Annotated in this window: 19 protein-coding genes and 2 tRNA genes; 17 read left to right on the forward strand and 4 right to left on the reverse strand. The window is 64.0% G+C overall.

Annotated elements, in window-relative coordinates:
• Positions 1-116: 116 nt before the first annotated feature.
• Positions 117-1,064 carry an ATP-binding protein gene (locus QUW25_RS03855; RefSeq protein ID WP_289510909.1) on the reverse strand — a complete coding sequence of 316 codons (948 nt, stop codon included), beginning with the start codon at positions 1,062-1,064 and terminating at the stop codon, positions 117-119.
• 363 nt (positions 1,065-1,427) lie between these two features.
• On the opposite strand from QUW25_RS03855, the gene rpmH reads away from it, so the two are divergent.
• From rpmH to QUW25_RS03905, 10 genes are all read left to right on the forward strand, one after another.
• On the forward strand, positions 1,428-1,562 hold the full coding sequence (gene rpmH, locus QUW25_RS03860) for a 50S ribosomal protein L34 (RefSeq protein WP_072373740.1): 135 nt from the start codon (positions 1,428-1,430) through the stop codon (positions 1,560-1,562).
• A gap of 9 nt (positions 1,563-1,571) precedes the next feature.
• Positions 1,572-1,892, forward strand: a complete 321-nt coding sequence (gene rnpA, locus QUW25_RS03865; RefSeq protein ID WP_289510910.1) for a ribonuclease P protein component — start codon at positions 1,572-1,574, stop codon at positions 1,890-1,892.
• 1 nt (position 1,893) lies between these two features.
• The gene (gene yidD / locus QUW25_RS03870; RefSeq protein ID WP_289510911.1) at positions 1,894-2,130 is read left to right on the forward strand and encodes a membrane protein insertion efficiency factor YidD; all 237 of its coding nucleotides are present in this window, start codon (positions 1,894-1,896) and stop codon (positions 2,128-2,130) included.
• A 23-nt stretch (positions 2,131-2,153) separates the two neighbouring features.
• Positions 2,154-2,912 (forward strand): YidC/Oxa1 family membrane protein insertase, encoded by a 759-nt coding sequence (locus tag QUW25_RS03875; protein ID WP_289510912.1) that lies wholly within the window; start codon positions 2,154-2,156, stop codon positions 2,910-2,912.
• A gap of 68 nt (positions 2,913-2,980) precedes the next feature.
• Entirely contained in the window at positions 2,981-3,553 is a 573-nt protein-coding gene (locus QUW25_RS03880; protein WP_289510913.1) for a protein jag, read from the forward strand.
• A gap of 106 nt (positions 3,554-3,659) precedes the next feature.
• Positions 3,660-4,385, forward strand: a complete 726-nt coding sequence (gene rsmG / locus QUW25_RS03885) for a 16S rRNA (guanine(527)-N(7))-methyltransferase RsmG (protein WP_289510914.1) — start codon at positions 3,660-3,662, stop codon at positions 4,383-4,385.
• A 166-nt stretch (positions 4,386-4,551) separates the two neighbouring features.
• The gene (locus tag QUW25_RS03890) at positions 4,552-5,352 is read left to right on the forward strand and encodes a ParA family protein (protein ID WP_289510915.1); all 801 of its coding nucleotides are present in this window, start codon (positions 4,552-4,554) and stop codon (positions 5,350-5,352) included.
• Positions 5,345-6,214 carry a ParB/RepB/Spo0J family partition protein gene (locus QUW25_RS03895; RefSeq protein WP_289510916.1) on the forward strand — a complete coding sequence of 290 codons (870 nt, stop codon included), beginning with the start codon at positions 5,345-5,347 and terminating at the stop codon, positions 6,212-6,214. Before QUW25_RS03890 ends, QUW25_RS03895 begins: the two co-directional genes overlap by 8 nt.
• Positions 6,211-6,465, forward strand: coding sequence for a hypothetical protein (locus QUW25_RS03900; RefSeq protein ID WP_289510917.1), 255 nt, complete (start codon positions 6,211-6,213; stop codon positions 6,463-6,465). Before QUW25_RS03895 ends, QUW25_RS03900 begins: the two co-directional genes overlap by 4 nt.
• Positions 6,466-6,602: 137 nt before the next feature.
• Positions 6,603-7,703 (forward strand): ATP-binding protein, encoded by a 1,101-nt coding sequence (locus tag QUW25_RS03905; RefSeq protein WP_289510918.1) that lies wholly within the window; start codon positions 6,603-6,605, stop codon positions 7,701-7,703.
• Between the two features lie 34 nt (positions 7,704-7,737).
• On the opposite strand, the gene rlmN is transcribed toward QUW25_RS03905, so the two are convergent.
• On the reverse strand, positions 7,738-8,805 hold the full coding sequence (gene rlmN / locus QUW25_RS03910) for a 23S rRNA (adenine(2503)-C(2))-methyltransferase RlmN (RefSeq protein WP_289510919.1): 1,068 nt from the start codon (positions 8,803-8,805) through the stop codon (positions 7,738-7,740).
• 104 nt (positions 8,806-8,909) lie between these two features.
• Between rlmN and QUW25_RS03915 the strand changes: the two genes are divergently transcribed.
• A complete protein-coding gene (locus tag QUW25_RS03915) occupies positions 8,910-9,866 on the forward strand; it encodes a D-alanine--D-alanine ligase family protein (protein WP_289510920.1) in 957 nt (318 codons plus the stop codon).
• Positions 9,866-12,793 (forward strand): helicase C-terminal domain-containing protein, encoded by a 2,928-nt coding sequence (locus QUW25_RS03920; RefSeq protein ID WP_289510921.1) that lies wholly within the window; start codon positions 9,866-9,868, stop codon positions 12,791-12,793. Before QUW25_RS03915 ends, QUW25_RS03920 begins: the two co-directional genes overlap by 1 nt.
• A 13-nt stretch (positions 12,794-12,806) precedes the next feature.
• Here the strand turns inward: QUW25_RS03920 and QUW25_RS03925 are convergent, their stop codons facing one another.
• The gene (locus tag QUW25_RS03925; protein ID WP_289510922.1) at positions 12,807-13,727 is read right to left on the reverse strand and encodes a WYL domain-containing protein; all 921 of its coding nucleotides are present in this window, start codon (positions 13,725-13,727) and stop codon (positions 12,807-12,809) included.
• The gene (locus QUW25_RS03930; RefSeq protein WP_289510923.1) at positions 13,717-14,670 is read right to left on the reverse strand and encodes a helix-turn-helix transcriptional regulator; all 954 of its coding nucleotides are present in this window, start codon (positions 14,668-14,670) and stop codon (positions 13,717-13,719) included. Before QUW25_RS03930 ends, QUW25_RS03925 begins: the two co-directional genes overlap by 11 nt.
• A 133-nt stretch (positions 14,671-14,803) precedes the next feature.
• Here QUW25_RS03930 and QUW25_RS03935 point away from each other — a divergent pair, with 133 nt between their 5' ends.
• The 5 genes from QUW25_RS03935 to QUW25_RS03955 all read left to right on the forward strand — a co-directional run bounded on the left by QUW25_RS03935 (position 14,804) and on the right by QUW25_RS03955 (position 20,699).
• Positions 14,804-17,071 (forward strand): M28 family peptidase, encoded by a 2,268-nt coding sequence (locus QUW25_RS03935; RefSeq protein ID WP_289510924.1) that lies wholly within the window; start codon positions 14,804-14,806, stop codon positions 17,069-17,071.
• A 507-nt stretch (positions 17,072-17,578) separates the two neighbouring features.
• Positions 17,579-17,653 (forward strand) — tRNA-Gly (locus tag QUW25_RS03940).
• A 60-nt stretch (positions 17,654-17,713) separates the two neighbouring features.
• The gene (locus QUW25_RS03945; protein ID WP_436317677.1) at positions 17,714-18,994 is read left to right on the forward strand and encodes an aminopeptidase; all 1,281 of its coding nucleotides are present in this window, start codon (positions 17,714-17,716) and stop codon (positions 18,992-18,994) included.
• A gap of 49 nt (positions 18,995-19,043) precedes the next feature.
• Positions 19,044-19,119 (forward strand) — tRNA-Lys (locus QUW25_RS03950).
• Positions 19,120-19,469: 350 nt separating this feature from the next.
• Entirely contained in the window at positions 19,470-20,699 is a 1,230-nt protein-coding gene (locus QUW25_RS03955) for an argininosuccinate synthase (protein WP_289510925.1), read from the forward strand.
• Positions 20,700-20,717 lie beyond the last annotated feature (18 nt).

The following is a 20,717-nucleotide window of genomic DNA, read 5'->3' on the forward strand; positions in this document are numbered from 1 at the left end:
CACGAGGTTCTTCTCGCGACCTGCGTTTCTTCTTTTCAGTGTTCTGAAATTTGGGACCGTGGCACGGCGAGTTGTGCCACGGTCCCGATTTTCAGGACATCTCTGGGGGATCGCGTCTATATGAGTGAGCGGCCAATGCCCGTGAGCTGATACTTCTGACCGACCTTCATGATGAGGCCCTGTGCGGAGAGATTTGAGAGGGCGCGCGACCACGTTGGCCCCGATGCCCCGTAGCTGCGGGTGAGCTCGCTTGGTCCCACGCTCTCGTGCGAGGAGAGGTACGAGAGGACCTGCTGCCCGCGCTCGTCGACGGTGAGGGCCTGCTGGTACGTTGGCTGCTGGTAGGGCATCGGCTGATAGGCGGCCGGATGGTAGGGCATCTGCTGGTAGGGAGCGCCCTGCCAGGCGGGGACGGGCTGTTGGGGGTATGCGGGCGCCGGCATGGGTGTTGCCATGGGCATCTGCTGCGGCGTGCCCCACGGCGTCGCCGGCTCCTGGGGCCCCTCCGCCTCCACGCCCGAGAGGGCACGCGCCTCCTCCTTGGGGTGTGTGGAGATGGTGACAACCGTTCCGCCTGCTATGTTGTCCTCAATCTCGAGGCTGCCGCCCTTATCGGCCATGTACTGCTGCACGTAGGGCAGGCCGCTCCCCACGCCGCGAATGTAGCGCTTCATCTCCTCCGTTGCCGAGGAGGTCCCGTACTCGAGCGCGAGCGACTTTGACTTGATCCCCGGGCCCTGGTCCGAGAAGCGGATGGTGTTTCCCCCGTCGAGGATGGTGATCGTGGGCGCCTGGAAGTAGGCGTGGATGAAGTTCTCCACGATCTCGCGAATGACCATGAAGGGGATGGTTCCCCCCTGCTCGTGCGAGAGGCGGTTTACGGCGGCGGTAATCTGCTCGAGGTATTCGCGCACGTCACAGGGCTCGATGATCACCACACGCGGCGCGGCGGAGGCGTCGTCGTACACGGCGATGCGTGCGGGGTGGTGAACCTCGCAGACCGGTGCGTCCCCCTTTGGGGCAGTGTTTTCCTCCTCCACGAAGGGGTAGAAGTCCCGCGTCACCGCTTACCTCCCTTTTCGACATCAGATGAACGAATGTCGAAAACGTTTCAGTGAGAATTCGATATGAACGAAACTTTTCATCACGAGAAGAACAGTTGTTGAAAAGTGCGTATTTCTCGCCCTCTTATGGTGGAAAATCATACCATGCTCAGCTCATGTTTCATTGAAATGAAAGGATGGTTCCAATTTTCCGGAACGCCCTGAAAGGAAAAAGAACCGCCCACGAGAAAGAAAAAGCCGCCTCAAGCGGCTGAAATGCGGCGATTCTTTGATGGATTCGTTGACAACGCGCGGACGGGGCCTTTACAATCTCTGAGCTTATTGCTCTAGAAGGAAGTTCATACCCAACCGGGAGGAATAGCTATGAAGCGTACGTACCAGCCGAACAAGCGCAAGCGCGCCACCACCCACGGGTTCCGTGCCCGCATGGCCACCAAGGGCGGCCGTGCCGTTCTCGCCCGTCGTCGCGCAAAGGGTCGCAAGCGTCTCACCGTCTAGTGACGTTTCATGAAGACCATCAAGTCCAAGAGAGATTTTGAGAGGGTCTTCGCGCGGGGGAGGCGCTACAACGACTCCCTTCTGCGAATCCGAGTAGCACCGCTCGACGAAGGCGATCCGGGAAGGGTCGCCTTCGTTGCAGCGAAGCGCCTTGGAAACGCCGTTTTTCGGAACAGGTGCAAGCGCGTCCTCAGGGAGGCCGCCCGAAGCGCCGGGCTTCCGATTGACGGGTACGACGTGATTCTCTTCTCCACGCACAACACGCACGACAGCTCCCCCGAGCAGGTCGCGAGTGCGCTGAGAAGGCTGATTGGCCGGGCGGGCCTCTAGGATGGGTCCTGCCGCGCATCATGGCGTCGCCTCACGCGGCGCGCTGGCGATCATACGTTTTTACCAGAGACGCGTGTCGCCCCTCATGTCCGCGCGGTGCATCTATGTTCCCACCTGCTCCGAGTACGCGCGCCAGGCCATCGAGAAGTACGGTTTCGTCAGGGGGTTTGGTCTCGCCGTCCGAAGGATCTGCCGGTGCCACCCCCTTCATGCTGGCGGTTATGACCCCGTTCCCTAACGGGCGCGGGCCATGGAGGAACCATGTGGGAATGGTTTATTGGCTTTCTAACGACGGTGCTCGCGGGCATCGAGGGCTTTGTCGGTGACTGGGGCCTCGCGGTCATTGTCCTGACGGTCATCGTCCGTCTCATCCTGACGCCGCTGATGGCGCACTCCACCAAGTCGACGGTGCGCATGCAGGTCATGCAGCCCAAGCTCCAGGAGATCCAGGAGCGCTATGCGGATGACCCCGAGCGTCAGGCCGAGGAGCTCCGCAAGGTCTACGCGGACATGAAGTTCAACCCGCTCGGAGGGTGCCTGCCCATCTTCCTGCAGATGCCCATCTTCTTTGGCCTGTTCTCGGTTGTGCGCGAGGTGCCCGCGGATGCCTGCTTCTACAGCATCCTCCCCTCGATCTCCCAGTCCGTGCAGCAGGTCCTCGAGGCCTCCGGCTGGGTTGCGGCGGCTCCCTATATCATCTTTGACCTGCTCTTTGGTGTGCTCACGTTCATCCCCATGGTGATGAACGTCGCCAACCAGGACTCCGCTCAGCGCTCCCAGACCATGCTCATGGGCGGCGTCATGGCCCTCATGATGCTCTGGTTTGGCTGGGGCGTGCCGTCCGCCGTCCTGCTCTACTACGTGACGTCCTCCATCTGGCAGGTCATTCAGCAGCAGGTCATCACCAAGCGCGTCATGGAGAAGGCCAAGGCGGAGGCTGAGGCCGAGGCGGCCAACAAGCCCATCGAGGTTGACGTCGTTCGCCGCGAGAAGAAGCCGCGTCAGCACAAAAAGTCCTAAGAAACATTCGTTATTATCGATATTTAGTTTTAATTGTTTTATAGGAGGATTTCATGTCGGAGGATAGCATGACAGACGTCAGCGCGCCCGAGGAGGACGTGACCCTCGGGGGCGGCGAGCTCGACGACTTCTCCTCCATCAGAGAGCGCTACGAGGCCGGCAAGCAGCTCACCGACGAGGAGATGGACAAGATCGCCGATCTTGCCGTTGGCTACCTCAAGAGCATCCTCGCGCTCTTTGGCGAGACGTCCTCCTCCATTGACGAGTATGACGGCGAGAACGGCGAGCTCATCCTTGACGTCAACGGCGGTGACCTCGCCGTCCTCATTGGTCGTCACGGCCGCACGCTCGATGCCCTGCAGATGGTGCTCACCTCGCTGCTGAGCAGCCGCATCAAGTTCTACTATCCCGTTGTCGTTGACATTGAGAGCTACAAGAACCGCCGCAAGCGCAAGCTCGAGGACATTGCGCTCAGCTCCGCCGCGCGTGCCAAGCAGCGTGGCGGCAAGGTGACGCTCTCCCCGATGAACGCGTACGAGCGCCGCATCATTCACCTTGCCCTGCGCAACGACGAGGGTGTTGTCACCCACTCCGAGGGCGTTGACCCCGAGCGCCGCGTGGTCATCACCGCGGTTCGCTAACCTGAGTTTGTAGTATTACCAAGGGAGGGTGTCTTTGACATCCTCCCTTTTTCTGTGACAATTTCTTTTGATGCATGGGTTTTTGTCAACGAATGGTCTGGATGGTATGGAAGAGACGCTTGTTGCCCAACTCCTCGATGAGATTGCCTCCTATGGCATTGCCTGTGACGAGGCCGCCGCGCGGCGCATGATCAGGCACCTGCTCCTTGTTATCGAGAAGAACAAGGTCGTCAACCTCACGAGAATCACCAATCCTGCCGAGGCGGTCACCCTCCACTGTCTTGACTCCATCCTGCCCCTTGCTGTAGAGGGCGTGGGCAACCGGTCCTTCTCATCCTTTCTTGACCTGGGTACCGGTGCGGGCTTTCCCGGCATTCCCTTTGGCATCATGACGGGCTCCGCTGGCGTGCTCATTGACTCCGTGGGCAAGAAGGTCGCTGCCGTCTCAGAGTTCATTGACGCGTTGGGGCTTGATAACCTCTATGCCGAGCACGTGCGTGTTGAGGAGTATGCAGCTCGCAAGCCCGGCTCATGCGATTTGGTGCTTGCTCGTGCGGTCGCGCAGACCAATGTGCTCGTTGAGTATGCGTCGCCCCTTCTGAGCGGGCACGGGCTGCTTGTTGTTGAGAAGGGTCGCCCCGAGGAGTCTGAGCTCGTGGCTGCCCAGCGGGCTGCCGAGCTCTGTGGCATGAGCCTTGTGTCTCAGAACGGCTTTGAGCTCACCCGCGAGCTCGGCCACCGCGAGATTCTCGTCTTCGAGAAGAGCGGCAAACCGCGTCTCAAGCTGCCCCGGCGGGTGGGTGTCGCAAAGCACGAGCCACTCGGGTTCTAAGGGTTCTCTTGTCCTCACTGTTTCACGTGAAACAGTGAGGACACTCATATGCTGTGGATGTTTCACGTGAAACGCACGAGGCCTTTCAGATAAGAAAATGTGTCCGTTTCACGTGAAACAATCACGTATGATGCTAGTGAGGAAACGCAGCATATACGGAGGACATATGAGCTACAAAGACACGAAGAGGGGCCTCCCGCAGCGAGACAGCAAGGTTCTCGCCGTCATTAACCAAAAGGGTGGCGTTGGGAAGTCCACAACCGTTGTGAACCTCTCGGCCTGCCTGGGTGAGCAGAAGAAAAAGGTCCTTGTCGTTGACTTTGACCCGCAGGGAAACTCAACGAGCGGCTATGGCATTGAGAAGGAAGAACTCGAGCACGATATCTATGACGTGATCCTCCATGAGTATCCTATTGAGGAAACAATCATGGAGACGTGCGAGAAGAACGTCTATATCGTTCCTGCCACCATTCAGCTCGCAACTGCGGAGATTGAGCTCGTTTCTGAGATGGCTCGTGAGTCAGTCCTCAAGGGTGCCCTCGAGAGCGTCAAGGACGAGTTTGACTACATCTTCATTGACTGTCCTCCGTCCCTTGGCCTTCTGACCATCAACGCCCTTGTGGCGGCCGACTCGCTTCTCATTCCCATTCAGTGCGAGTACTACGCGCTCGAGGGCGTGGCCAAGCTCCTCGAGTCGATGCAGATGGTCAAGAAGCGCATGAACCCTCAGCTTGAGATCTTTGGCGTGGTCATGACCATGTTTGACTCAAGGACCACGCTGTCCAAGCAGGTGGTCGATGAGGTTCAGTCGTACTTTGGCAAGAAGATGTTCAAGACGATCATCCCAAGAAACGTCAAGGTATCCGAGGCACCGAGCCATGGGCTTCCGGTGTCAAAGTACGCCCGCGTGAGCAAGGGTGCCCTTGCCTACGGAAAGCTGGCACGAGAGGTGGTGGCACGTGGCTAAGAAGAGTGGACTGGGACGCGGCCTGGGTCTTCTCGTTGGAGAGGCTGACGCCGAGACGGCTGGGATGAGGCCGGATTCGACGCTCTCCCTCAGCGAGATCAAGCCCAACAAGGGCCAGCCGAGAAAGACCTTCAAGCCGGAGGAACTTGCGGAGCTCACGGACTCCATCAAGAAGAATGGTGTCCTCCAGCCGATTCTTGTGCGCAAGAAGGACAGCGGATACGAGATCGTCGCTGGCGAGCGCCGCTACCAGGCCGCCAAGGCTGCGGGGCTCTCCGAGGTCCCGGTCATCATCCGTGAGATTTCCGATGAGGACGTCTTCAAGCTCGCGCTCATTGAGAACCTTCAGCGCTCAGACCTCACGCCGCTCGAGGAGGCACGGGGGTACAGGCGCCTCATCAAGGACAAGGGCCTCACTCAAGAGGAGCTCGCCCAGGCGCTCTCCAAGTCGCGCTCGGCGATTGCCAACACGCTGCGTCTGCTCGACCTTCCCGCTGAGGTGCAGGAGCTTGTTGAGAACGGCAAGCTGACTGCGGGTCACGCGCGCGCCATTCTCGCCGTTCCTTCCGAGGAGGGTAGGATTCGTCTCGCGGAGAAGGTTGCTCGTGAGAGCTTGTCGGTGCGTCAGACAGAAAGTCTTGCTCCGTTGTTTTCTGTCACGGAGCGGGACGATCGTCCCGTCCGTGCTCCACTTCCCCCGTCTTATAAGCGTGCCGCCCGTCAGATGCGGCTCGCCCTCGACACAAACGTGCGCGTCAAGAACGTTCGCGGCAAGAACAAGATTGAGATTGAGTTCAAGAGCGAGGATGAGCTTGCACACATTGTTGACCTTCTCGCCGGTCCGGGGACGTGGTCCGAATGAAGAAAATAAAGACGACGCTTGTTTTGGTGGGCGGGGTTGCTCTGGCGCTGGTGGCGGCCTACAACGTTCTTCTCTCCAACGAGGCAAAGGAGAGCCTGCGCAACGGGGCACGTGCGGTCAAGGATGCCTGCGATAAGGTCTGTGACGCCGTCAACGAGTCCTACGGAGTTGTCATGGACGACAATCTTCCCAACCGCGAGAAGACCGAGCAACAGTGGTCCAACCTCGGATACTACAACATCAAATCTTAATCAATAATGTGGTGTCAGAAGAATAACGAGTCTTCTGACACCTCTTTTTAGCAGGTAAAATAAGAAAGAGCAAAAAATAAAAAAAACCGCAAAAGAAAAAAATCTGCTAATCTCAATCAAAAGAGATTGGAGTAGCCATGGCTCTGTCCCCAAACCCCTTTACGCCAACGTTTGGCAAACGTCCGCATGTCCTTGCTGGTCGAAATGACTTACTTCAGGAAATAGAGTATGCCTTGAGAACAGGTGGAGGAGACCCAAATCTCTGCAGCCTGTTTGTGGGTTCAAGAGGAGTTGGGAAAACGGTCCTACTATCTTATGTTGCTTCTGAGGCTGCAAAATATGGTTGGGTCTCAGCGAACGTTACCGCGCGCCCCGGTATGCTCGAGGACATATTAGAGAGAGCAACTGAGGCGGCAGATAGCTATGTTAAAGCTCAAGGAAGGGCGCGACTCACGTCGATAACCGTATCTGCACTATTTGGTGCAACGTGGGAGTATAGGGATCCTAAGTCTGGAAACTGGCGTACAAGGATGAATCGCCTGCTTGACACCCTTGAAGAACACGGCATAGGACTCTTGATCACCGTTGATGAGGTAGATCCAACTCTCAGCGAACTCATCGACTTTGCGGCCGTTTACCAGCATTTTGTTAGAGAAGATCGTCGTATTGCGCTTTTCATGGCAGGTTTGCCCGCAAATGTATCGGCTCTGCTCTCTGACAAAACTGCATCGTTTCTGAGAAGGGCGGCCCAACATCAGCTTGGAAGAATTGAAGATGAGGATGTGGCAGTTGCCTTTAGGGAAACCATTGAGTCTTCCGGAAAGACGATAGAAGATGATGCTCTGAATGAGGCTGTGAGCGCAGCTGACGGATTTGCTTACATGATGCAGCTTGTGGGCTTTAGGACCTGGCAGGCTGTTGGCGAACGAGATGTTATCGAGAAGGAAGATGTGTTCCGCGGGGCAAAAAGTGCGAGAAATGACTTTATCGATGGAGTCGTGAAGAAGACCTGTGAGGAGCTGTCTGACGGCGACCTTGCATTTCTTGAGGCAATGATGCCGGACGGTGGCGCGTCGAGCAAGCTAGCTGACATTGCCAAGCGTATGGGAAAGACGGCGAACTATGTACGTGTCTATAAGACCCGATTGCTTGAACAAGGCGTTATCGCGGCTCGAAGAAGAGGTGAAGTGACTTTTGAGATGCCTTGGCTGTATGAGTATCTAGTCGAAAAGGTTTGATTTTTTAACCAAGACATCTCAAAAGAACCAACTCCTACCGCAGGCGCTGCTTGAGCTGGCCGCAGGCGGCGTCAATGTCCGAGCCGCGCGAGTTCCTGACGGTGGCCTCCACGCCAACGCTGGCGAGGCGCCTCACAAAGTCGGCCGCGCGAGCCTCCGTCGAGGGACGGAACTTTGATCCCTCAACCTCGTTGAGCTGGATGAGGTTCACGTGCGCGAGCGTGCCCTCGCAGAAGTCACAGAGTGCCTGAAGCTCGCTCTCGGTGTCGTTGACGCCACCGATGAGCGCGTACTCGTAGGTGGGGCGCCGTCCCGTCTTGTTGACGTACTCACCCATCACGTTATAGAGGTTTATCAGGGAGTACTTTCGCACGCCGGGCATCAGCATGTTACGCGTCTTCTGAACGGCCGAGTGGAGCGAGATGGCAAGGGTGAACTGCTCGGACTCGTTGGCAAAGCGCATGATCTGGGGTATGACGCCGCAGGTGGAGACCGTGAGGTGTCGCGCGCCAATGCCCGCGCCCTCAGGGGAGTTGAGGCGCCTCAGGGCGGCGAGGGTGGCGTCGTAGTTCATGAACGGCTCGCCCTGCCCCATGAGGACCACGCTCGTGACACGTGCGTTAAAGTCATCGCGCACGTGCATGACCTGCTCGTATATCTCCGCCGCGGTGAGCGAGCGCGCGAGGCCCGCCGCGCCCGTGGCACAGAAGGCGCACCCCATGGCGCACCCCGCCTGCGTTGAGGCGCAGACGGCAAGGCGGTTTCTCGTGGGCATGCCCACGCACTCAACGCTCACGCCGTCGGGATAGCGAAGCAGGTACTTTCTGCTGCCGTCGGAAGAGACCTGGCGGGCCACCTCGGTGGTGCCCCCGAGCGTGAGTCGCTCTCCGAGCGCGTCGCGCAGCGCCTTGGGGAGGTTGGTCATCTCGTCAAAGGACTGCGCGTTCTTCTCCCACACCCACTCCTCGACCTGCTTGGCCCTGAACTTGGGCTGGCCCATCGCGGCAAGGAGCTCCTGAAGCTCCCCGCGCGTGAGGGTGTGGAGGTCGCGCTTCTCGGTGATCTGCTCAACCGGAGCGCCGGCGTTGTTATTGGAAGGCATTTTGTCCCCTGTCTTAGCGTCTGGCGTGCGTGTGGAGTATCCTCATCATCAGGAAAAACCCAAGTGAGAGTCTAGCGCACGAGATGTGCTGCGAAGGAGCTTCGATGGACAGAGAACAGCTGACGAGCCGTCGCGTCGTGGTCATTGGCGGCGGGTGGTCCGACGAGCGAGAGATCTCCCTCGAGTCTGCCACTGAGGTCAGAGGCGCACTTCTTGAGGCGGGGTTCACAAGCGTTGACCTGCTCGACCTTGCCGAGAAGGACTTTGTCCGCACGCTCGTTGCCGGCAACTACGACGTGGCGTTTGTCGCCCTCCACGGCGCCTACGGCGAGGACGGCTGCATCCAGGGCCTCCTTGAGATACTGCACATTCCCTACACCTTCTCCGGCGTGGCCGCCTCTGCCGCGGCCTCCGAGAAACAGATCGCCAAGGCACTCTTTGCCGCCGCCGGCATCCGCGCGCCGCGCGGCGTTGACCTCCCCGTGGGCGCTGAGCTCACGGCCGAGCAGGTTGACGAGCTCGTTGAGGAGCTTGGGCTCCCGCTCTTTGTCAAGCCCGCGGCAAACGGCTCGAGCTTTGGCATCTCGCGCGTGACCGACCGCGCCGCCCTCAACGACGCCATCGCCGCCGCCGGTGCCGCCGGCGGGCGCGTGCTCGTTGAGGAGTGCGTGGAGGGCATGGAGATCACCGTGCCCGTCATTGGCAACGAGGACGCCCACGCGCTCCCGATCGTGGAGATCGTGACCGGCGCCGAGTTCTACGACCTCAAGGTCAAGTACGAGCCCTCCTCGCTCCACCACGTCATCCCCGCCCGCCTTGAGCCGGGCGTCTACGCCCGCGCCCAGGAGCTTGCGGTCCGCGCCCACAAGGCGCTCGGCTGCCGCGGCTGCTCGCGGAGCGACTTCATCGTCACCGCCGCCGGCGAGCCCGTCATCCTTGAGACCAACACCATCCCGGGCATGACGGCAAACAGCCTGCTTCCGGACTCCGCGCGTCACGGCGGCATCGAGTTCCCGGAGCTCTGCGCGCGCTTTGTTGAGTGCGCGCTGGGGGAGGCGTGATGGCGGGGGAGAAGACCCTGCCTTCGCTGCTGCTGCCGGGTACGCCGCAAGACGTTGCCGAGAAGTACCTCTCGCTCGCCGAGCGCGCCCAGGGGCGTGACTTTGGGCCGCTCGAGGACGAGGTGGTGGTCCTGGACACGGAGACCACCGGCCTCTCCTTCAAGGACTGCGACCTCATAGAGATCTCCGCGGCGCTGCTCCGCGGCCGCGAGGTCGTTGACCGGTTTGAGACCTTCGTGCACCCCGGCGGGCCCATCCCGCCGGAGATCACGCTGCTCACGGGCATCTCAAACGCCGACGTGACCGATGCTCCCAGCGCGCGCGACGCCGTGGCGGCCCTTGCCGAGTTTGTGGCAGGCCGGCCAGTGCTCGCGCACAACGCCACGTTTGACCGCACCTTCATCGAGGGCGTTCCAGGCGGTGCCGAGGTCTCGGACACCTGGATCGACACGCTCTCCCTCTCGAGAATCGCCCTCCCGCGCCTCTCGTCACATCGCCTCGCGGACATGGCGTCGGCGTTTGGCTGCGCCTCGGTCACGCACCGCGCGGGTGACGACGTCGACGCGCTCTGCGGCATGTGGCGGGTCCTGCTCACCGCGCTCTCCGACCTGCCCCAGGGTCTTCTCGCCCAGCTTGCGGGCATGCACCCCGAGGTTGACTGGTCGTTCAGGCCGCTCCTCTCCTATCTTGCCGGCGAGAAGGATCCCGAGCCCTTCTCGCTGAAGGCGCTCCGGGCGCAGCTGGTGAGGGCGGAGTCTGGCGAGCAGCGCGTGGACGCGATGGAGCTCGACCACGTGAGCGCGCCCTCCGCGGACGAGATTCGCGCGGCCTTTGAGCCGGGCGGCGTGGTCTCGCGCATGTACGAGCACATGGAGTGCCGTCCCGAGCAGGTGGAGATGGCCCTCGAGGTGCGCGACGCCCTCGCCACCTCAACGCACCGCGCCATCGAGGCGGGCACGGGCGTGGGCAAGTCCGTGGCCTACCTCCTGCCGGAGGTGCTCTTCGCGCAGCGCAACAACGTAACCGTGGGCATTGCCACCAAGACGAATGCCCTCACCGATCAGCTCGTCTCTCACGAGCTGCCCGCCCTTGCCGCGGCCCTTCCCGGTGGGCTCACCTTCACGAGCCTCAAGGGGTACGATCACTACCCCTGCCTTCACCGTCTTGACCGAGCGGCCCTCGAGGAGCTGCCGCTTGCGGTGGCAAACCATGACGGGCGCTCGGACAACGCCGTGGCCTGCGACATGCTCACGGCCATTGCCGTCACCTACGCCTTTGCGTGCCAGTCCTCCGAGGGTGACCTCGACGCGCTGGGGATTCGCTGGCGCTACGTGCCGCGGCAGATGCTCACGACCACCTCGGGCGAGTGCCTGCGCGGGCGCTGCCCGTACTTTCCCAATGAGTGCCTCCTGCACGGCGCCCGCCGCCGTGCGGCGCGCGGTGACGTGGTGGTGACCAACCACTCCCTGCTCCTGCGCGACGTTGAGGCGGAGGGCAGGATCCTCCCGCCGGTGCGCCACTGGGTGATCGACGAGGCGCACGCCTTTGAGGCGGAGGCCCGCCGCCAGTGGGCCGTGGAGGTCTCCGGGGACGAGGCCCGCGGCGCCTTTGAGCTTTTGGGCGGCACGCGCACGGGCGCGATTCACGCCGCCATGGTGCAGGCGATGCCGCTCGAGGGCTCCACGCTCGCCGTGGGGCTGCTCACCAAGGCGGCCGCCGTGGCGTCCCGCGCGGCAACGGCCGTGGCGGACCTCTTTGTTGCCGTTCACGGGCTCACTGCCATAGCTCACGACGACGGCGGCTACGACACGCTCACGCTCTGGATTGACGAGCAGGTTCGCTCAACGCCCGAGTGGGGAGAGCTGCGCGCCGCCGCGGGCGTCTGCGAGGACGCGCTCGACGAGGCCGTGAGGGCCGTCGCCGAGGCGGCCGGGGCGCTCACCGACGAGCTTCCCCAGGTGGCGGCCTCGCTCTCTGAGTCCGCGCGCTTTCTCAAGGACCTTCTCGCGGGCATTGTCCTCATAGCCGAGGGCTCGGACAGGCGCTACGTCTACTCGGCGCAGCTCTCCCGCTCAAAGCGCCGCCTTGCAACGGAGCGCCTGGTTGCCGAGAAGATCGACGTGGGCGCGGACCTTGCCGAGCGGTGGCTCCCCGAGACCAAGAGCGCGGTGTTCACCTCGGCGACCATTGCCGTGAGCGACGACTTCTCCCACTTTGAGCAGGCGGTGGGCCTCTCCGCGCTGCCCGCCGCCACGCGCCGGGACGTGCGGCTCTCCTCGAGCTTTGACTACGACGCGCACATGTCCGTGGTGGTGGCGGGGGACCTCCCCGCGCCCAACGACCGTGCGTACCTGGGCGCGCTCGAGGACCTGCTCTATGACGTGCACGTGGCCATGGGCGGCTCGGTGCTCACGCTCTTTACCAACCGGCGCGACATGGAGCGCGTCTACGAGGGCCTGCGACCGCGCCTTGCCGCCGCGGGGCTGGAGCTGGCGTGCCAGGAACGTGGATCGTCACCGCGCCGCCTGAGGACTCGCTTCATGGCCGAGAAGACCCTCTCGCTGCTCGCGCTGCGCTCGTTCTGGGAGGGCTTTGACGCGACGGGGGACACGCTGCGCTGCGTGGTCATCCCCAAGCTGCCCTTTGCGAGTCCCAACGACCCGCTGGTGCGCGAGCGCGACCTGCGGGAGGATCGCGCCTGGTGGCGCTACTCGCTGCCCGAGGCCGTCATCTCCGTGAAGCAGGCGGCGGGCCGCCTCATCCGCTCGGCAACGGACGTGGGCGTCCTCGTCCTCGCGGACTCGAGGGTCGTGAGCAAGGGATACGGGCGGCTCTTCGTGAGCTCGCTCCCCTCTGGCAACGTCTCGCGCCTGGAGAGCGCCAACGTTGGCCGCTACATCAGGATGTGGCGCGCGTCCCACGAGTGAGGGCCGCCGCGCGCTACCGTAGAAGCGAGCGAGCGTAGTTCGCTACGAGGGCGTTGACCTCGGGGTCGTTGGTCGTGGCGGTCCCCGCGCAGGCGGCAACCATGCGGGGGAGCCACATGCCCCCGTAGTAGCTCGTCTCGGCCTGCACGAGGCCGTCCTTCTCGCCGCGCCCCACGATGCGCAGCTCGTGCCAGGGGAGCAGGTCGAGGTAACGGGCGTCGGAGAAGGTGATGAGCACCTGCCGCGTGGGAGACGGGCGGCTGCTGCGCCCTCCCGCGCGCGGCACGGCCCGCACGTCCGACATGCGGTCGAGGCGGAAGGTCCGCTCGCCACCGCAATCGAGGTCAAGGGCATCGAGGTACCACAGGCCCTCCTCGCGGCGGAGCCTCCTCGGGGCCGCCCTTCTTGGCAGGGGCTCGTCGAGTGCGCTCTTCTGGTATGCAAACGCAAGGTCGCCGCGGCTGGAGAGGGCCTGCGAGCATGCGCTGATGACGGCCCCCGTCCCCGCGTCCTCGGTTTTTCCGACGAGCCTCCTCACGAGGTCCTCGTCAACGGGTGCCGTGTCCAGCGAGCTCTGGAGCCGCGCGCGCAGCGGGTCGCTCGGACCCACGCCCAGGCGCTCGAGCGCGGCCACGAGCGCCATGGTCTCGGAGCGGGTGAGCCGCAGGCGACGGCCCCGTATTCCCTGCGAGAAGGCGAGGGTGACGCCGCCGTCCTCCTCAACGAGCGGCAGCGCCGCGCCCTCCGCGCCGGAGAGGGTGAGCACGAGCCCAATGAGCTTCTCGGCGCGCTCTTGTGAGACGCCGAGCTTTGCGGAGACGGCCTCGGGCGTGAGCGCGTCCCCGGCCTCGGAGAGGCTGGTCACAAGGGCCACGAGCTCGCGCGCCTCGTCCAGGGCTCCGTGGCGTCCCGTTGCGGTTGACTTACGAGGCACGGGAGACCACCCCCTCGAGCGCGCGTCGCCAGGCCAGGACGAGCTCGTCCGCTCCGAGTGGCCGTATCCCCTGGGAGATTGCCCAGCTCGCGGCCGCGCCGACGTCGCTTGCGCCCACCCGCCACACGCACGCGTCACCTCTGTCTTGCCAGGACCCCTGCTCGCCCGCGGCGCGGCGAACGTCGTCCGCACGCTCGGGCAAGACCTCAAAGACGGCGGTCATCGTCTCGTCCCCAAGCTGAAACGGCAGGCGCCGCCAGTCATCAACCGAGAAGTCCGCGGGGACGCGCACCGCAACGTTGGGCAGCATCTCGGCGGAGACCACGCGGTCAACGCGGTAGGTGCGGGTTGCGGAGTCGCCCTCCTCCCCGGGCGCGCCGGCGACGACGTAGCGGAGTCCCCTGAGGTCGAACATCCCGTACGGCGCGATGGTGCGCTCGGTCCTTCTGCCGCGGGCGTCCTCGTACGTGATGCGCGCGGCCACCCCATCCAGAAGACAGGAGCGCAGCGTCACAAGGGCGCGACTCTCGGACGCCGCCGGTGCGTGCGCAACTCCGGCCTCGGCAAAGGCGCGGGTAATCTTTGCGAGGGCCAGCCGCAGCTCGCCGGCAAGGGGAAAGCCGGGGTCGTCGAGCAGGGGCGCGCAGGCAACCTCGAGGGCGGACGCCTCTCTGGGCTCGAGCTCGAGCCCTCCGGCAAAGCTGTCGTCACTGATGCCCCAGGCGGACTCGCGCGCGTCCCACGGGCGCTCCTCAACAAAGACACCGCAGGTGGCAAGGGTCTCCCGATCGCGCGAGAAGGCACGGCGGAAGCTGTCGGCGGAGAGGTCCGGGTAGAAGGAGCGCGCGATTTCCGTCGAGGGAATGGGCGCGGTGGCGTTCATGAACTCGAGCGCGAGCGAGCAGATTCTTCTCGCCCGCTCGTCATCCCTTGTGAGCTGCATGGCCACCCTTTCCGCAATTGTTTGAGCCGTCTACGTCTTTCCCGCGAAAACGCAACATAAGACGTATACTCTTTTGATTGTATGCACACCTTACGGATGCAAGCGAGAGCCAAATTACTAAAGGATGCACAGTATGGCCATGACACATGACTACCTGGACTACCTCAACGAGAAGGTCGACATCTCCCCCGCAAACAGCCAGGAGGAGCTTCAGGCCGCGGAGGTCATCTCCCACCTCATGGGGCAGCATGACGTCGAGCCGCAGGTGGAGGAGTTCTCCGCGCCGACGCTCGCCCCGCTCTTCCCGACGATTCTCGCCATCGTGATGTTCATTGGCGTGCTCGTCTCGGGCTTTGGGGTGATCGCCCTGACGCTCGTGGGCTTTGTGCTCGCCATCATTCCCACCGTGCTCTCCGTGATGCGCCTCTTTGGCCGCGAGTTCTCGCCGTCCTTTGGCCCCACCGCGCAGAGCCAGAACGTGGTGGCCGTCCACCGCGCCGCGGGCCCGCTCGTGACGCGCGGCAGCCGCACGATCGTCCTCGTGGCGCACTATGACACCCCGCGCGAGAACTTCCTGCTCACCACCCCCCTCGCGCCCTACCTCACCCTCATCAACAAGCTCACCGTCCCGTGCGCCTACGTCGTTGCGCTCTGCGCCTTCGTGCAGGTGCTCGGCTTCATCCCCAGCGTGGCGCGCATCGTCTTCTGGATCGTGGGCATTCTCGCCTGCGTGCCCGCGCTGATCGTTGCCGCCGGTGCCATCTCCGAGCGCGTTGGGTCGTGCACCCTGGGCGCCAACGACAACAAGTCCTCCGTCGCGGCCCTTCTCGGTGTGCTCGAGAACGTCCGCCCGAGCGGCCTCGTTCCGCGCGAGCGCCCGGTGAAGCCTGAGGTTGCCCCCGAGCGGGAGGCGGCCGAGAAGGCCGAGCCCACCGACGAGCCCGCCGAGCGCACCGTTGTTGAGCCGGTGCTCGGCGTCCGCCGCGGCGAGGAGGTCATGCGCTCCCTTGGCATCCTTCCGGAGGACTGTGAGATCGAGTACGTTGCCCCGAGGGTCGTGACGGTTCCCGCCACGCCCGCGCCCGCTGCCGCCCCCATGGAGATTGACGAGCCGGAGATCGAGGCCGCAGCCGAGGTTGAGGCCGAGCCCGAGGTTGAGGCCACGCTCGAGACCGCGCCGGTTGCGGCCGCCGAGCCCGAGCCCGCCCAGGACGAGCCCGCCGGCTCGACCAGCCCCATTCGCGTGGTCCAGGACGAGGCCCCCGCTGAGTCCGACGCCGAGACCACCAAGGACGCCCTGCTCTCCACCGGTCGCTTCTCCATCGTGATGGACGACGGCAGCCACGGGGTCGGCCCCAAGGACACCTCGGGCCTCTCCAACATCGACGACGTCCTCGACCCGGACAGCACCATTCCCGCCGCGCGCCCGGCTCGCCCCGAGGCCCCGAGCGACCCCGAGTGGGGCAAGTCGAGCTACCGCCCGAGCCTCTCGAGCGTGGCGCGCCGCGCCACCCTCTTCGACCTTCCCGACCCCTCGCAGAGCGAGGCGGACCCCTTTGCCACCGACCCCAACGCCAAGCGCGTCCAGCCCGCCCCGGACAAGACGGCCCCCGCGGCACCCGTTTCCGCGCCGGCCGCCGAGGCCAAGGACGACGCCCCCGTCGCCGCGCCCGAGCCCATCTCCACCATTGGCTCCGAGCGCGCCGAGCGCAAGGCCAAGAAGAACCCCTTCAGCGGCCTGCTCGATCGTCTGAAGAAGCAGGTCAGCGCCGCGGGCGAGGCGGACGCCGGGGACGATGACTCCTCCGACGACGAGAGCGGGCTTTGGCGTGGCGGTGCCGCGCCGCGTGCCGGCCTGCGCCTTGTTGGCGAGGACGAGGCTTCGGGCGACGCCCCGAGCGAGGTCCCGAGCGAGGAGGAGCTGCGCGAGGCGGTCCTCTCCATCGGCGACGACGCCCTTATCGCTCACGACATCTGGTTTGTTGCCCTGGGCGGCTCCTCTCTCGATCACGCGGGCATGCGCGCGTTCCTGAGGCAGCACCGCTCGGAGATCCGCGGCTGCTTTGTTGTCAACCTTGACTGCATTGGCGCGGGCCAGCTCACGCTCCTCAAGAACGAGGGCCTCGAGAGCAACCGCCGCGCCGACCGTCGCGTTTCTCGCCTGCTCATGGGCGCCGCAGCCGACCTCCACGTTGAGCTCGACCAGAAGCCGCTCGATTGGGCCAGCACGGACGCCACCCCGGCCATGCGCTCCTCGCTGCGCTCCGTCACCATCCGCGGCGTGGACGAGAACGGCCTGCCCGCGCTCTCCCACACGAGCGAGGACGTCCCCGAGAACGTGAGCGGCGACCAGGCCACGCACGTCACGGAGATCGTGACCGAGATGATCCGCCGCTCCTAGGAGCCGCGCCCACAGGTTTTCCCACAAGGCTCTCCCTCGGCTCAGCGCAGGAGGGAGAGCCTTTCTCTTCCCGCGTGACCCACCGCGGGAGGCTTTCCGCCAAGTGGAACGTCGCCGCCGCGCATTGGCGAGCGAGGCGACGCCCGTCGCGAGCCGCCTCCCAGCCATCCCTGTCTCCGCTCGCCGCCTTTGCGTCCTGGTCCCTGTGCCATTGCGCCTCCCTCGTCCGCGTTCCGTGATGGTTCAACGGTAGAGAAGCGACCTTGCACGGAGCTTCCCCGCAGCTGCCCCGCTACCATCGCCGAGCTGCCGCGTGCCGCGGCGCGCGTGTCATGAGCTGGGGAGCCACGGCGGGACCGTCCTTCTCGTCGGGCGCGCCTCCAGGGAAAACCACCACAGAACGCACATCCGCCGCGCCGAGACCGCAGGATGGCGTTTGTGGTGACCGGGCGGTCTCTCCCATCCTCCGTCGTGCGCGGCTGACCCTGTGATAGAATGCTTTCGCACGCGGGCATCGCCAAGTGGTAAGGCATCAGCTTCCCAAGCTGACATTCGCGGGTTCGAGTCCCGTTGCCCGCTCCAGGAACTCACGGGCCCCGAGAGGGGCCCTTTGCATGTGCAGCATCCCCGAAAGGAACCGCCGTGTCCCCTATCCCCATGACCGACGAGGAGTGCCGCGTCTCCATTGACGGACTCTCCGAGCAGATTGACCGCTACGCAAACCTGCTGGTGCGCAAGGGCGTCTCGCTGAGGCGCGGGCAGGAGCTCGTTGTTCAGGTCCCCGTTGAGCGCGCCGACTTTGCGCGCCGCGTGGTGCGTGCGGCGTACCGCGCCGGTGCCGGCCACGTGACGGTGCTGTGGACCGACGACGAGATTCGCCGCCTCACCTACGAGAGCTGCGAGCTCTCCTTCTTCGAGCACACCCCCACGTGGCAGGTCGAGCAGCTGAACTCCCTCGCGGAGGATGGCGCGGCGTTCCTCTTCCTCGAGGGCTCGGACCCCTCGGCCCTCAAGGGGATTGACCCCGCCAAGCCCGCCGCCGCCACGCGTGCCCGCAACCTCGAGTGCAAGTCGTTCCGCGACGGCATGGACTTCGGCCGCAACGTCTGGTGCATCGCCGGCGTTCCTGTGCAGGCATGGGCAAAGGAGGTCTTCCCCGATCTCTCCGCCGCCGAGGCACTCTACCGCCTGTGGGTCCTTATCCTCGAGGTCGCCCGCGCCGACGGCGAGGACCCCGAGAGCGCGTGGGAGACGCACAACGCCTCCTTTGAGAAGACCAAGCGCTTCCTCAACAGCCACCGCTTTGACGCCCTGCGCTACGAGTCCGACAACGGCACCGACCTCGTGGTCGGCCTGCCCTCGGGCCACGTGTGGGACGGCGGCGCCGGTCGCACGCAGGACGGCGTGACCTTCTTCCCCAACATCCCCACCGAGGAGGTCTTCACCTCACCCGACCGCCTGCGCGCGGACGGCGTGGTCCACTCGGCGCTGCCCCTCGTGCGCGCGGGGCAGATCGTGCGCAACTTCTGGCTGCGCTTTGAGGGTGGCCGCGTGGTGGACTTTGGCGCCGAGCAGGGCCACGACGTGCTGCGTCACATCATCGAGACGGACGAGGGGTCGCGGCGCCTCGGCGAGGTTGCGCTCGTCTCCAAGAACACGCCCATCCGTCGCAGCGAGACCCTCTTCTTTGACACGCTCTACGACGAGAACGCGAGCTGCCACCTCGCGCTGGGCATGGGATTTCCGGAGTGCCTCATGGGAGGCGTGTCCATGAGCAAGGAGGAGCTCGAGGCGCGCGGCGTCAACCAGAGCAGCGCGCACGTGGACTTCATGATCGGCACGGACGACATGAACATCTACGGAGTTGACGTCGATGGCAACGAGACGCCCATCTTCGTGAACGGCCAGTGGGCCTGGGAGTAGGCCGGCACGCGCCTCGCCGCCTCCCGCTCCGTGCTAGAATCAACCACGCGCGCCGTTAGCTCAGTTGGTAGAGCAGGGGACTTTTAATCCCAAGGTCCAGGGTTCGAGGCCCTGACGGCGCACCACCGCAACCGCGCGGGCCGGACGTCCTTCTCGGCGTCCGGCCCGTTTTGTTTCAAGAAGGATTCTTTTCTCGCAGTCAACGCCTCCAAGGAATATAGTCAGCCACGTCAGACAGCCGCGAGCCAATAGCCCGCGCCCGCTCAACTACTGAGGAGGCCAACGTTTATGAACGTTCACAGCGCGCACATGCCCGCTGCCCTCCTCGCCGCCCGACGCCAGAACCGACGAATCACGCCCTAGATGTCGCGTGCCGCTTCAGCTTGTCGGTTCTCGTTGCCTGTCTAGCTCCAGCGCCCCGCGACGTCGGGGCTTTCTTATGTCGCTGAACACCAACCCAGAAAGGGAAACAACCATGGCAGAGAAGGAAAAGGTCGTACTCGCGTATTCCGGCGGTCTGGACACGTCCGTCATCGTCAAGTGGCTGCAGGTCGAGAAGAACCTCGACGTCATCGCCATCTGCGGCAACGTGGGCCAGGACGAGAAGGACCTCTCCTGGATCAAGCAGAAGGCCCTCGACATGGGCGCCATTGCCTCCGAGGCCATCGACATGCGCGCCGAGTACGCCGAGAAGATCCTCTCCAAGGCGATTTGGGCCAACGGAAAGTACGAGGGCGTCTACCCGCTGCTCTCCGCGCTGTCCCGTCCGCTGATCTCCAAGCACCTCGTGGACATCGCGCACCAGTACGGCGCCAAGTACATCGCCCACGGCTGCACCGGCAAGGGCAACGACCAGGTGCGCTTTGAGACCTGCATCCGCGCGCTCGACCCCGAGCTCGAGATCATCGCGCCCGTGCGCGAGTGGGACCTCACCACGCGCGACTCCGAGATGGAGTGGGCCGAGGCCAATGGCGTGCCCGTGCCCACCACCAAGAAGAAGCCCTACTCCATCGACGACAACCTCTGGGGCCGCGCGATCGAGTGCGGCGTGCTCGAGGATACCTGGAACAAGCCGCCCGCGGACATCTGGACGATGACCAACAACCTCGAGGACTGCCCCGCCGAGCCCGAGGAGGTCGTGATCTCCTTTGAGGAGGGCATCCCCACCGCGCTCAACGGCGAGAAGATGGATCTGCTCAGCCTCATCATCAAGGCCAACGAGATCGCCGGCCGCAACGGCTACGGCCGCATCGACATGATTGAGGACCGCGTTGTGGGCATCAAGAGTCGCGAGTGCTACGAGTGCCCGGCCGCGCTGCTGCTCATCCAGGCGCACCAGACCCTCGAGCAGCTCTGCCTCGACGCCGAGACCCTCAAGCAGAAGGCCAAGATGGACGTCGAGTGGGCCTCGACCGTGTACCGCGGCCTGTGGTTCAGCCAGAACCGCAACGCCATCGACGCGTACAACGCCTACACGCAGAAGTTTGTGACCGGCGACGTGCGCATCATCCTGTGCAAGGGCGGCCTGTTCGTGGACGGCGTGCGCAGCCCGTACAGCCTCTACGACTACAACCTCGCCACCTACGATGAGGGCGACACCTTCGACCACACCGCTGCCGAGGGCTTCATCGTCCTGCACGGCCTGCAGTCCAAGACCTGGTCAAAGGTCCAGGGTCCCGGCTCCGGCCTCCAGCCCGTCCACTAACCCGACATGACAAAGGTG

Source organism: Thermophilibacter provencensis, from assembly GCF_030372065.1.
GTDB lineage: Bacteria > Actinomycetota > Coriobacteriia > Coriobacteriales > Atopobiaceae > Thermophilibacter > Thermophilibacter provencensis_A.

Excerpts from the sequence above, each read along its gene's own strand:
- rpmH (WP_072373740.1), top strand. The coding sequence starts at position 1,428 with ATGAAGCGTACGTACCAGCCGAACAAGCGCAAGCGCGCCACCACCCAC.
- rnpA (WP_289510910.1), top strand. The coding sequence starts at position 1,572 with ATGAAGACCATCAAGTCCAAGAGAGATTTTGAGAGGGTCTTCGCGCGG.
- yidD (WP_289510911.1), top strand. The coding sequence starts at position 1,894 with ATGGGTCCTGCCGCGCATCATGGCGTCGCCTCACGCGGCGCGCTGGCG.
- QUW25_RS03875 (WP_289510912.1), top strand. The coding sequence starts at position 2,154 with ATGTGGGAATGGTTTATTGGCTTTCTAACGACGGTGCTCGCGGGCATC.
- QUW25_RS03880 (WP_289510913.1), top strand. The coding sequence starts at position 2,981 with ATGACAGACGTCAGCGCGCCCGAGGAGGACGTGACCCTCGGGGGCGGC.
- rsmG (WP_289510914.1), top strand. The coding sequence starts at position 3,660 with ATGGAAGAGACGCTTGTTGCCCAACTCCTCGATGAGATTGCCTCCTAT.
- QUW25_RS03890 (WP_289510915.1), top strand. The coding sequence starts at position 4,552 with ATGAGCTACAAAGACACGAAGAGGGGCCTCCCGCAGCGAGACAGCAAG.
- QUW25_RS03900 (WP_289510917.1), top strand. The coding sequence starts at position 6,211 with ATGAAGAAAATAAAGACGACGCTTGTTTTGGTGGGCGGGGTTGCTCTG.
- QUW25_RS03905 (WP_289510918.1), top strand. The coding sequence starts at position 6,603 with ATGGCTCTGTCCCCAAACCCCTTTACGCCAACGTTTGGCAAACGTCCG.
- rlmN (WP_289510919.1), bottom strand. The coding sequence starts at position 8,805 with ATGCCTTCCAATAACAACGCCGGCGCTCCGGTTGAGCAGATCACCGAG.
- QUW25_RS03915 (WP_289510920.1), top strand. The coding sequence starts at position 8,910 with ATGGACAGAGAACAGCTGACGAGCCGTCGCGTCGTGGTCATTGGCGGC.
- QUW25_RS03920 (WP_289510921.1), top strand. The coding sequence starts at position 9,866 with ATGGCGGGGGAGAAGACCCTGCCTTCGCTGCTGCTGCCGGGTACGCCG.
- QUW25_RS03930 (WP_289510923.1), bottom strand. The coding sequence starts at position 14,670 with ATGCAGCTCACAAGGGATGACGAGCGGGCGAGAAGAATCTGCTCGCTC.
- QUW25_RS03935 (WP_289510924.1), top strand. The coding sequence starts at position 14,804 with ATGGCCATGACACATGACTACCTGGACTACCTCAACGAGAAGGTCGAC.
- QUW25_RS03955 (WP_289510925.1), top strand. The coding sequence starts at position 19,470 with ATGGCAGAGAAGGAAAAGGTCGTACTCGCGTATTCCGGCGGTCTGGAC.